The organism is Mesorhizobium sp. P2_F8 (genome assembly GCF_056403655.1).
The window spans coordinates 1-11,985 of record NZ_JBFUFB010000043.1; the positions used below are offsets into that span (position 1 = coordinate 1).

7 protein-coding genes and 2 pseudogenes are annotated in these 11,985 nt (G+C 61.0%); 6 read left to right on the forward strand and 3 right to left on the reverse strand.

The annotated features are described in order from the left end of the window. Positions 1 to 234 (forward strand): annotated as a pseudogene (locus AC1DZP_RS34890) (alcohol dehydrogenase); the annotation flags it as partial. Positions 235 to 503: 269 nt separating this feature from the next. Here AC1DZP_RS34890 and AC1DZP_RS34895 read toward each other — a convergent pair. The 3 genes and pseudogenes from AC1DZP_RS34895 to AC1DZP_RS34905 form a co-directional block, all read right to left on the reverse strand. Continuing rightward, positions 504 to 865 (reverse strand): annotated as a pseudogene (locus AC1DZP_RS34895) (aldehyde dehydrogenase family protein); the annotation flags it as partial. Between the two features lie 28 nt (positions 866 to 893). Beyond that, complete coding sequence (locus AC1DZP_RS34900) at positions 894 to 2,072, reverse strand: OmpP1/FadL family transporter (RefSeq protein WP_477278390.1); 1,179 nt, start codon at positions 2,070 to 2,072, stop codon at positions 894 to 896. Between the two features lie 650 nt (positions 2,073 to 2,722). Beyond that, positions 2,723 to 3,763, reverse strand: a complete 1,041-nt coding sequence (locus tag AC1DZP_RS34905) for an AraC family transcriptional regulator (protein WP_477278388.1) — start codon at positions 3,761 to 3,763, stop codon at positions 2,723 to 2,725. Positions 3,764 to 4,005: 242 nt separating this feature from the next. Between AC1DZP_RS34905 and AC1DZP_RS34910 the strand changes: the two genes are divergently transcribed. The 5 genes from AC1DZP_RS34910 to AC1DZP_RS34930 form a co-directional block, all read left to right on the forward strand. Next, positions 4,006 to 5,310 carry an MFS transporter gene (locus tag AC1DZP_RS34910; RefSeq protein WP_477278392.1) on the forward strand — a complete coding sequence of 435 codons (1,305 nt, stop codon included), beginning with the start codon at positions 4,006 to 4,008 and terminating at the stop codon, positions 5,308 to 5,310. A gap of 67 nt (positions 5,311 to 5,377) precedes the next feature. Continuing rightward, a complete protein-coding gene (locus AC1DZP_RS34915) occupies positions 5,378 to 8,650 on the forward strand; it encodes a bifunctional cytochrome P450/NADPH--P450 reductase (protein ID WP_477308765.1) in 3,273 nt (1,090 codons plus the stop codon). A 35-nt stretch (positions 8,651 to 8,685) separates the two neighbouring features. Further along, a complete protein-coding gene (locus AC1DZP_RS34920; protein WP_477308767.1) occupies positions 8,686 to 10,266 on the forward strand; it encodes a flavin-containing monooxygenase in 1,581 nt (526 codons plus the stop codon). Further along, positions 10,259 to 11,161, forward strand: a complete 903-nt coding sequence (locus tag AC1DZP_RS34925) for an SDR family NAD(P)-dependent oxidoreductase (RefSeq protein WP_477308769.1) — start codon at positions 10,259 to 10,261, stop codon at positions 11,159 to 11,161. The genes AC1DZP_RS34920 and AC1DZP_RS34925 overlap by 8 nt, the downstream gene beginning before the upstream one ends. Continuing rightward, the coding region (locus tag AC1DZP_RS34930) for an alpha/beta hydrolase (RefSeq protein ID WP_477308771.1) at positions 11,158 to 11,985 on the forward strand (828 nt) is incomplete at its 3' end. The genes AC1DZP_RS34925 and AC1DZP_RS34930, both read left to right, overlap by 4 nt.

The window sequence follows — 11,985 nt, forward strand, 5'->3', positions numbered from 1 at the left end:
GCCAGGGCGCAGGTGCCGATGGATCAGGTGATCGCCTTCGAGCTCGAAATCCTCGGCAGCCTGGGCATGCAGGCCTACCGCTATCCGGCGATTATGGCGATGATTGGCAGCGGCAAGCTGAAGCCCGAACTTCTGGTCAGCAAGAGGCTCAGCCTCGAAGAGGCTCCGGCCGCCCTGATGGCCATGGGCGGCTTCGAAGGCATCGGCATCGGCGTCGTGACCAAGTTCCAGTAGCCGCCCTCAAGCCCCCCAGCCTGGTTGTTTCCTGCATCGCAAAACACTGCGCACCAACGACGCAAGCGCGCCACTGCGAGGGTAGACGACGATCATCAGCAGTTGATCCTGTCGGGGCAGCAGCGTCCTGTCGCCTCCAGTAGAACAGTCGCAGCTTTCCCCAGGCAACTGGAATTGGCTTGCCAACCGCGAGACTTGCGGCGGGCAAAGCGGTCAGTTCAAAAAGCTTTCCGGCACATCACGTACGCCGGAAAGCCTGTTGATCGATCTCAGGCGCCGTAACCGATGATGCCCTTGACCTCCAGAAAATCATGGATCGCCCAGCCGGCATATTCGCGGCCGTTGCCGGACTGATTGTAGCCGCCGAAGGGTGCGAACGTGTCCCATTCGGATAGTTGATCGAGACCTGGCCGGCGCGCAGCTGGCCCGCAACCTTGCGCGCATGCTCGATGTCCTGCGACTGCACATAGGCGGCGAGGCCATAGACGGTGTCGTTGGCGATTTTCACCGCGTCGTCGTCGCTGTAGGAAATGACCGACACCACCGGGCCGAAGATTTCTTCCTTTTCGATGGTCATGCCTGGCGTGACATGGCCGAAAACGGTCGGCCTGACATAGTAGCCGCGGTTGAGGTGTTACCCAGTCGGGTAGATGCAGGCGCTAAAATTGCAACGAATACGACAATCCGACACCCACGGCCAAATCGGCGCCCGCGGTCGCGTCGTAGGTGGCACCGTTGTCGACTGACTGCGCTCCTGCTTCCAGATAAGACAGGGCTGTTCCAAGACCAAAGGTGCCGATCTGGGTCTTGTATTGCGCTCCGACACCAAGGGTCCAACTATCGGTGGTGATGTCCGCACCCGAGCCTACGCCCTTATCCCAGGTCACGTTGACAGTGCCAGCAAGCTTGTCGGTGAAGTCGTGCCCCACCCCAATCTGGACGGTATAGCCATCCGAGTAGTTGAAGATCTTGTTGGCTGTACCCAGCCCAATCACGTCATAGCTGAAGTGCTGCAGAACACTCCAGTCTGTCCATTCTACGGACCCGTAGATCAGCCAGCCGGGGGCAACCCCTGTCTGTGCGTTGATCTTGAGCGACTGCGGCAGCGTGCCTGCACCGTTCGCGGGTAGATTGCTCGTTATCCCATTGTCGATCGCCAACTGAGAGGGCGTGTACGTGCCATCCCCTTCATGTTTGATTTCCGAGCGATACATAATCTGGAGCCGCATCGCGTATTCCGGGATATCGTAAGCGACGCCTATTCTGTAGCCGAGCGCTCCACCATCTTTCAAATGGACCGAGCCGATCCACGTGTTTTCCTTGTAATCGAATGTCTCGATGAACGCGCCGCCTAGCAAATAGAAATTCCCCGGGCCGGCCGCAAAGCGAACTCCGCAAGTTGCACCGTATTCGTCCGCGGAGAACTTCATTTTGGACGTGGGATTTGGGAACGGATCTCCGTTGCCGGCCGCCGTGAGATATTCGGCGACCTGCGCTTGATCGCTGTAGGTCGCGGAAGCGCCGAATGGCTGCGTGTAGGTGAGCGCACAGGAAAGGGGCGACCAGAACCTGAAGCCGACGGAAGCCTGAGGGACGACAAAGGGGTCGGAATATGAGCCTTCCTGCACGGGTTGGCCCATCAGCGATGCAAAGCTACGGCCCGGATTGACGTATATCAGTTGCGAATCCACGGTGAAACGTTCGTCGCTGAAGAGGACGTCCGTGTTGGCTTGGCCGCGGGAAAATCCACCCGCGGAAGCTGGCATTATCGCTGGCAGCAGGAAAGCACCGGCCAGAAATATTGATCGAGGTACCCCCCGGACGAACATTGCGTACATCTCTTCTCCGTTCCCCTTTATGTTGCATTGTGTTCATGCAATTTGCAGACCTGCTGGCGCCTTACCGGATCGCCAAGGAAGCGCCGCTAGCCCGAATACACGATTGCGTGGACGACCCCTGGCGCGCGTTGGCAAGCTGGCGTGAGAAATTAGCCAGTGAAGAGCATCTCGGTGTGACGACTGGCGCGAGTGAGGCGGCGCCCTCCCCGACCATTTTCCGCGCGAACTCCGCGAGGCGGAGCGGCCACCCCTATTCTCGTTAGACGGCGATCAGTCCCCGTGATCCACCAACCCAACGCTCCACCACGATATGTGGCTGCCTCGACCGAACAATGGGGGATTTGGCCAAAGGAGTKTCATTGTCGGCCAAATAGCTGGTTTGAGGACACCCACAGCCGTCGCGATTGAGCCGTGTGTGTGCCGGCTTGGTTTCTGCCCAGCCGGCACGCTCCGCCGGCTGGGCGATGCAAGTTCCCGTCATCGCCCTCGACTATTGAGAAGCCGCGCATCGCGGGTACCCGAAAACGAGGTATCCAAGTGTGACCGTCACCTCACCCTGCCCGGCCTCGCAAGATCGGAGGGCAACAATGGTTGGAGCCGAGATAGTCGTCCGCGCTCCCTCGACGCAGGTGTTCTTGCCGCCAGGGACTCTATCGCGGCCAGGTTTCCGACATATCCGCCCGCAACAAACCTGGTGTTGTGCCCGTCCAGCGGCGAAAGGCCCGGCGAAAATTATGAGGATCCGAGAAGCCCACGATGAACGCTATCTGCTCGACTGACATTTGCGGATTGGCGAGCAGCTCCAACGCCCGGTTCTTGCGAACGGCATCGAGCAGTGCTTGGAAGGAGACACCGCTTTCTGCCAGGCGCCGACGCAGCGTTCTCTGGCCGACGCCGAGTTCGCAGGCAATCTTAGTGATGTTGCTGCGCTCGTTCAGATTTTGCCTCAGCGCGCGCTCCACCGATTCGGTGATCTCCGCCGCCTCGCGCAAACGGGCGCGGTTGTAAGATATGAATTCGAGGAGCTGACGATGCGTGAACGGGTCCGCCGTGAGCAGGGGCTGCTTGTACCACATGGGATCGTAAAGGAAGGCGTTCTCCATCTGGCCGAAACGAATTTCGCATCCGAAGAGCCGCCGGTACACGTCCGCATGTGCGGGAGGTGGATAAGTCACATCGATCCTAAGGGGTTTGAAACCCTCGCCGACCAGGCCGACCGCGATGCCCAGGAAGCTCGCAAAGGCTTCCTCGACCAAGAACGTGTAGATTTCGGGGTCGTGGAAACGAGTTGATGCGGTGACGACGATACCTTCCTTTGTGGTTCGCGTGTCAAAGTCGAGCATGCTGCCGCTATCTCTTTGCAGCTGAAGTGCGAGTTCGACGGCCTCGCCCACCGTGGCCGAAGTCAGCATGGCATAGCCGATCAAGCCAGCGGATGTGATCTTCTCGCGACTTCCCGTTTCCAACCCGAGCGCCTGGCCTTTGGCCATTTGAGTTGCACGCAGGATGGCTTCCCGCCCTTGCCGGTAGGACACCCGACAGCCCGGGTCCTCCAGGTCCTTGACCGCTATTCCCAATCCAACGAGCATCCGGGAGGGATCCAGTCTGAATTCAGACAAAGTCGCGACCAGGCTCCGGATCAGAAACGCAGGAATGTTTGCCGTAACGTATCGCGTATCGACGGATTTCATCTAAACCTCCTCCCCCTACGGCACCTGTTGGCGATTGCCTCCAAACCGGAACGCCCCTGTGCCGCCGTCTCCTTTACCCCTCCAGGCAGCTGCCGAATGGCCGCGTACTGTCTCCATCTTCAACTGAGGGATTTACAATCCCCAGGGACGTTGGAGTGCCCGAGCCCAGCTTGGCTTGGTGGCACCTCATTTGACCGACAGCAGATTTGAGACGTGAACTTCCGTCAAGTCGTCGCGTGAACATGCCGAAGATTTGGCCGGAAAAGACCCCAAACCGGCCCCAAACATCCCTTGCTGGCTATTCCTTCACTTCTATCCTTCGCGGGGTCAGCAGCCGAAGAAGCTGCGAGGAACGAGAAGAACAGACCGGCGCCAATGCGCCGGAGCTGCATTGGGAGGCGATAGTGTGGTGGATCCTAGGACTTAGCGCCGCTTATGCCCTTGCCCTGAACGGCACGATGGTGATGCCCGTCGTTGTCCTTTCGATGAGCAAGCTGGCTGGCTATGATGAAGGGTTGGCCACGGTGGTCGCTAGTGCCGAACTGGCGGGCATTGGCTTTTACGGACTGTTTCTTCCAAAGCTGGCGGTTCGATCATGGCGTTGCGTCGCAGTGGCCGGAGTGCTTGCGGTGCTTGTCGGAGAGGCGGCAAGTTTCTGGTTGCAATCGCCGCTGACGCTTGCGGGGGCTCGCTTTGTCGCAGGCCTCGGCGAAGGCGCCATCTTCAGCCTCGTCGCCATGAGCCTTGCTTCGCTTGCCGATGCCGAGCGGCTCTGGGGAGCCCTCAACCTGATCAGCGGGGTGGCGCTGGGCATCCTGCTCTTTATCGTATCCATGATCCCGCACCAAGAAACAGGGGCGCCAGTCTTTCTCGTCCTTGCTGCGTTTGCCGCGATGATGGCGCCATTCCTGCTGTTGATATCGAAACGTTCGGCGGTGAAGACGGCGGCCACGCATCAATCCAGACTCGATAGCGGCAAGATGCGGCTGACCATGCTGATTGTCTTTCTCGTCTACGCCGTGCAGGCCGGGCAATGGGTGGTTTGCGGCTATGTCGGCGAGCGGGTGGGCCTGAGCGGTCCGCAAGTCGGCCTGTATCTCGCGGTGGCGTCATTGGCGGGATTTTTCGGCGCCATCGTCCCGATGACCACCCACGACAAGGCGAAGCGACTCACCTTCGTACTTGTTGGCTTTCTGGTCATGGCCGTATCGATCTATTTTCTTTTCAACGTCTTCACCCCATCGGTCTTTGTGATCGCACAGGTGTTCGTGAATGTCGGCTTCTACATCGTCACCCCGTTCGTGACCGGTATTCTGACCGAGAACGATCCGGATGGCTCCTTGATGTCGCGTATCCTGGTGATCGCCATCGTGGGAGCGACGATCGGCACCGGGGTCGCCGGCCCGATCTTCGTGACGGCGGGACCTTCGATCTTCGCCTGGTCTTTCCTGCTGCCGCTTGCCATTGCGGCCGTGTTTGCGACGCTGGTCTTTGGGCATTTGCACCGCTGCTTACCGGGAACGCTTACCGCAAAGATCGCCGAATGAGTGTTCGGCCGGGAACAATTCCGACATCTGCAACGCATACCGCGTCGTTAGCGGGAAGGGTTCAAGCGTGACATCGGTCCCGATTTTGAATGGCACGGCACAGGAGATCGTTGTGGGCAGGAGCAAGCCAGGCACCCCAGCGCCGCAGATCCCCGAGCGCAAGAGTCTTCCTTTTGTGGGCCACGCCTTGAGCATTCCCGGCGGCGGACGCCTGATGGACTTCCTTCTGGCGGAAGCCGAGGAACAGGGCGCGATATTCCGATTGCGCATTTTCGGCAACGAGATGATCCTGGCCTCCGGGTCGGACCTGGTTGCCGAATTGTCCGACACCGACCGCTTCGTCAAAAGCGTTCATACAGATCTTGTGCGGCTCCGCGATATTGGCGGCGACGGCCTGTTTACTGCCTACAACGAAGAACCAAACTGGCGTAAGGCGCACAACATCCTTATGCCAGCGTTTACCCGCGAGGCGATGCGCGGCTATCACGCGATGATGGTGTCCGCGGCACGTAGCCTGGTCGGTTACTGGGATCAACGGGCTCGCAACAAGCATCCAGTCGATGTGCCGCGGGACATGACCCGTCTTACGTTCGACACCATCGGGATGTGCGGATTCGGCTACGAATTCGATTCTTTTGGCAGGGACGATCTCCACCCTTTCGTCGCTTCAATGGTCCGCGCCCTCACCCACGCCCAGGAAGCGAGCGAGCTGCCGGATTTTGTGAGCCGGCTGCGGTTCAAGCGGAATCGCGCCTACAAGCGCGATATTGCGTCGATGCGGGGGCTCATCGCCTCGCTTATCGAGCGACGGCGCGCGGAAGGCGCGACCCGCACGGATGATTTGCTCGGCCGCATGCTCAACATTTCCGACCCAGGCACCGGGCAACCGCTTGACGATGCAAACATCCACAATCAGGTCATAACGTTCCTCATTGCCGGTCACGAGACCACCGGCGCCGCGCTTTCCTTCGCACTCTATTACCTTGCAAAGCATCCGGCCGTGCTTGCGCGGGCGCAGCGGGAGGTCGATACGCTGTGGGGTGCCGATGATGATATCAGCCCTAGCTACGAGGATGTCGGCAAGCTCACCTATATTAGGCAAATCCTCGACGAAGCGCTGAGGCTCTGGCCTACTGCTCCTGGATACGCGGTTACCCCTGTCGAGGAAACCGTCGTGGCGGGACGCTACGCCTTCCGCCCTGGGGACTCGATTCAGATCTTCATCCCGTCACTGCACCGACAGCCGGAATGGGGTGGCAACGTCCACAGCTTCGACCCTGACAGGTTTAGTCCCGAGGCCACGGCGGCCCGCCCCGGACACATCTACAAACCATTCGGAAACGGTGAACGCGCCTGCATCGGACGGCAATTCGCGCTCCATGAGGCAATTCTGGTGCTGGGCATGCTGGTGCACAGATTCCACCTCAACGACCGCACCAATTACAAGTTGAACATAGGCATGACGCTAACGATCAAGCCTGACGGTTTCATGCTATATCCGGAGCCAAGGAAGCCGAGCGAGCGCCGAGTCGAAGGCGTGGCCAGTCCGGTCCTTGCACGGCCTCGGCCAACCATCGTGGCGGCTAGCCACACATTCCCAAGGCTCGCCGTGTTCCATGGCTCGAACCTTGGCACATCGGCCGGTGTAGCGCGAGAACTCGCGGCCGCCGCCTCGGATCACGGACACAGTGCTTCTGTCGCGCCACTCAACGATGCGGTCGGCAAGCTCAACGACCTGGCCACCGGCACCCTGCTGGTGATCGTGGTTTCTTCCTACAACGGCCGTCCCACCGATGATGCCGACAGGTTCGTCACCTGGGCCGAGGCCTTGCAACCCGGCTCGCTCGAAGGCCTGTCCTTTGCGATCCTCGGTATTGGCGACCGCTCGTACTCCGCGACTTACCAGCGCATTCCGTCGCTGATCGATGAGCGGCTCTGCGCCGCCGGGGCGACACGCATCGGGGACCGGGGCGAAGCGGATGTCGGGGGAGACTTCAGCTCCAGCGTGGACTCCTGGTCGCAAAACCTGTGGGACTCTATCAAAACCGGGGACGGCGACCGCGCGGCGGATGACGCGGCAACTGCCGGTCAAGCCGCTCTCCAGATCGCCCTCGAACCGGTAGAGAGCCGCGAGGCGGAACGGGCCAGACAGCATGGCATGGCCGCCATGACCGTGGTTGATTCGGGCGAGCTGGTCGACCTCGCCAACCCCCTCGGGCGATCCAAACGCTTTCTGCGGCTGCTTCTGCCCGAGGGTGTCAGCTATCGCACCGGTGATCACCTTGCAGTGCTGCCGAGGAACCACAATGAACTCATCGAGCGCGTCGGCGCCCGGTTCGCTCTCGATCTGGATCGTCCGGTGCGTGTTCGCGCCTCCCGGAGACTGCGGCTCTTCTTGCCTCAGGAGCGCCCCATTACCATTCGTGAGATATTGCGCGACTACGTCGAATTGCAGGAACCCGCGACCCCTGAGGATCTCCGCCTCCTTGCCGAACGCTGCCCATGCCCGCCCGAGCGCAAGCCACTGGAGGACTTAGCTGGCCTGGAAGCCGCCGAGTTCGAACGGACGATCACGGCGGTCAGCACTAGCGTTCTCGACCTGCTCGAGCGCTACCGTTCGATTGATCTTCCTTTCGAGCATTTCCTGGCACGGTTGTCCGCGATCAGGCCCAGGCGATACTCGATCTCATCGTCGAACGTAGCCACACCCTCGGCGGTGGACCTCATGGTTTCGGTGGTCGATGCCCCCTACCGCAACGCCGGAAACGGACAGGGACGGCGGTACCGCGGCATCGCATCAAATCACCTCGCTCTCCTGAGCGCCGGTGAAACCGTCCTGGCCCGGATCGTCCCATGCAGCGACAGCTTCCGCCTGCCGGTCGATCGCACGGCAATCCTCATCGGCGCCGGCACGGGTCTGGCGCCCCTGCGCGGGATGATCGGGGATCGCGCCGCCCATGGCCACGCAGCGCCTCTGGTTCTCTATTTCGGCTGCGATCACCCCGACGTCGATTTTCTTCACCGTCAAGAGCTGGAGAAGGCTGAACGCGAGGGGGTCGTCACTCTACGGCCGGCATACGCCTTCGCCCCTGTCCACGACCACAAGTTCGTTCAGGATCGCATGATCTCGGAGCGCACCGAAATCTGGTCCCTGATCAATCAGGGCGCACATATCAGGGTGTGCGGTGACGCCGCCCGGCTCGGCGCGGGGGTGGAGGCGGCACTTCTCGACATCCACCGTCAGTGCTCTGGCGAAACTGAAAACGGCCCCAGCGATCCAGCGACGCGGTGGCTGGGCAAGCTGCGTTCCGAAGGACGGTTTGTGTGCGACGTCTGGTGAGAGCCGACCAATTTCCCGTGAAAGGACCCGCCGTGTTGGACATTTCTGCCTCGTCAAGCCACGCCACTGCGCAGCCGATCGATGACGTGCTCGACGTCGTGATCGTGGGTGCCGGATTGTCCGGAATCGGCGCCGCCTGCCACCTCATGCGTCAGCGGCCGAACAGCACCTTTACGCTGCTCGAGTCGCGCGCCGATCTGGGCGGCACCTGGGATCTCTTCCGTTATCCCGGGGTTCGATCCGACTCCGATATGTTTACGCTCGGCTACTCGTTTCGTCCCTGGCGTGACCGCCGCGTCATTGCCGATGGACCGTCGATTCTAAACTACCTAAGGGACACCGCGGTCGAGTACGGCGTTGATCAGCGCATTCGCTACGGCCACCGAGTCGTCGGTGCCGCATGGGACGGCACCCGGGCCTGCTGGATCGTCACAGTGGAGAAAGCGTTGCCGGATGGCAGCGCCACCACGACTGTGCGGATCAGCTGCCGATGGTTGTCGGTCTGCTCGGGATACTATCGCTACGATCAAGGACACCGTCCGCACTTCGAGGGTGAGGAAACTTTTCGGGGCGAGATCATATCACCGCAATCCTGGCCGGAGGACCTCGACTGGACTGACAAGCGTGTCACGGTAATCGGCAGTGGGGCAACGGCGGTAACCCTGGTTCCGACGCTCGCGCAAAAAGCCAAGCACGTCACCATGCTGCAACGCACACCCACATATATCGTTTCATTGCCCGCCGAGGACTCACTGGTCCGGCGGCTTGAGCGGATCTCGGCTCCAGATGCGTGGATCAGCCGGATCATGTTTTGGAAGAACGTCCTATCCAACATATTGTCCTATGAGATGGCTCGACGTTTTCCCCGCCTGTCCCGGCGGCTCATCCGCAAGGAGATCGACCGCGAGCTAGGCAAGCACGTCGAGGTGGAGAAGCACTTCAACCCGCCATACAACCCCTGGGATCAACGGGTGTGCGTGGTCCCTGACGGTGACTTGTTCGAAGCAATCCGCAACGGCACAGCCGAGGTCGTAACCGACACGATCGCTCGCTTTGTTCCCAACGGGATCGAAACCAGCAGCGGGCACTTCATCGAGTCCGAGATTGTCGTGGCGGCAACAGGACTACAGATGATTCCGCTCGGCGGAATGACGCTGTCCGTCGACGGCCAGCCAGTGTCACTGCCCGATAGCGTCGTCTACAAGGGCATGATGCTGTCGCAGGTCCCCAATTTCAATCTGGTGATCGGCTACACGAACAACTCATGGACGCTGAAGGCCGATCTGGTCAGCGAGAGCATTGCTCGTTTGATCAATCATCTCGACAAACATGGCTATGATTTCGTCATGCCGCGTGCACCGGAAGGCGTCGGCGGTGTCCCATTCGTTGACCTGCATTCCAGCTATATCCAGCGCGGGATCGCTGGCTTCCCGAAGCAGGGTAACCGCAAACCATGGCGGCTGCACCAGAATTACCTTTTTGACCTGAAGCTCTTTCGCAGCGATTTTGAGGGCGACCCCGCCCTTGAGTTTCGCCGTAGCCCGGTGGCGACCGGATCTCCGAGCCTTCCCGTGACCAGTTCTCTGTCCGACCGCAAAGGAGCCTCCTATGCATGACTTCGATTTTTCCGGAACCGCCATTGTCACCGGCGCCGCCGGCGGCATTGGCCGTGCCCTTGTCACGCAGCTTGCCGATCGAGGTTGCGACGTGGTTCTTGTCGACCGTGACGAGAAGGGCCTGAACTCTGYCCTTGCTGAGCTCCGTTCCAAGTATCCGCGAGTTCAGTGCAGCTCATACGTCGCCGATCTGACCAGCAGCGAGCAGGTGCACACGCTCGGCCTAACTCTCAGCCAGAACCATCCCGACACCCGCCTTCTCGTGAACAACGCCGGCGTGGCGCTCAGCGGGGTGTTCGAGCAGTACTCCAAAGAGGATTTCGACTGGCTTCTCGCTGTCAACCTTCTGGCGCCGATTGACCTGGTCCGAGCTTTGTTGCCGGTACTGCGCCGCAACAACGGCTCGCACATAGTAAACGTATCGAGTGTCTTCGGGCTTGTCGCTCCCGCCGGCAACGTCGCCTATGCGACAAGCAAATTCGGCATCCGCGGGTTCACCGAGGCCCTGCGGGCCGAACTCGAACCCTCCAAAATCGGCGTCACCTGCGTTCATCCGGGCGGCATCAAGACCAACATCTCGCTGGCCGCGCGCATCGGCTCCGAGATGACGCCGGAACAGCGGGCCAAAGCCGAGAGGGACAATGTGGAATTCGACAAAGTTCTCACCATTACCCCGGAAGTGGCCGCCGGAGCGATCATCGATGGCATTGCCCGCCGGCGCCCGCGTGTGCTGATCGGCGCGAGTGCGAAGATACCCGACGTCGTTGCGCGGCTATTCCCCTCGCACTATCACGGCGTGGTAGACGGGCTGGAAGCAGCGCTCGGCTGGTTGTCCTCGCTCGCCGGGAAGCCCGGCACGTCCGCCGCGCCGGCCGTGAAGCGGGTGGCACGATGAGCGGCGCCGATCGCCCCGCGCCCGCGRCAGATCTTGCTTTGCTGCTGGCTGAACTCGATCCAACAGACCGGACCGCTATTTCGCCTGGCCAGCAGCGTGCCGAATACGCAGGGTTTGTCGAAATGTTCCGCGGCGAAGAACCGGCCTTCCCAGGCAGGGTCACCGACGAAGTGATCGAGACGGGGCCGGACAAGCATTCGGTGCCGGTCCGGCGCTACCGGCCGGATCAAGAAGCCCACCCAGGGCACGTCCTTGTTTACTTTCACGGCGGCGGCTGGGTGCTGGGCAGCGCTGACACCCACGATCGGTTTACGCGTGCGATCGCCGACCGCCTGCGCCTGCATGTTATTTCGGTCAATTACCGGCTCGCACCAGAGCACCCGTTCCCGGCCGCTTTCGACGATTGTGAACGGGTCGTCGCGCACGCAGCACAAGACGCGACCTGGTTGGCCGTGGGCGGGGACAGCGCCGGTGGCAACCTTGCCGCCGCGATCAGCGCCCACCGGGCGGCCGGCGGCAATCCCGTCGACGCCCAGATTCTCATCTATCCAGGGCTCAAGGTCCCCAACGGCGATACAAGTCTCGACGGGCTCGGCCTAGATAGCAGCGACATAGACTATTTCTGGTCCGCGTATCGCGGCGACCACACGCCCGATGCCCTGCTTGCCCCGCTGCTTGCGCCGGATCCCATAGCCGCGCCCACCACATTGGTGACTACGGCAGGTTGTGACCCGCTTCGGCCTGACGGCGTGGAATACGCCCAAAGGCTCATCGCCGCCGGTATATCGACCGTGTATCTTCCGTTCCCCGGGCTGATACATGGA

What these genes read in the sequence shown, in the direction of transcription:
- AC1DZP_RS34900 (WP_477278390.1), bottom strand. Translation starts at nt 2,072, where the DNA reads ATGTACGCAATGTTCGTCCGGGGGGTACCTCGATCAATATTTCTGGCC.
- AC1DZP_RS34905 (WP_477278388.1), bottom strand. Translation starts at nt 3,763, where the DNA reads ATGAAATCCGTCGATACGCGATACGTTACGGCAAACATTCCTGCGTTT.
- AC1DZP_RS34910 (WP_477278392.1), top strand. Translation starts at nt 4,006, where the DNA reads ATGCCGAAGATTTGGCCGGAAAAGACCCCAAACCGGCCCCAAACATCC.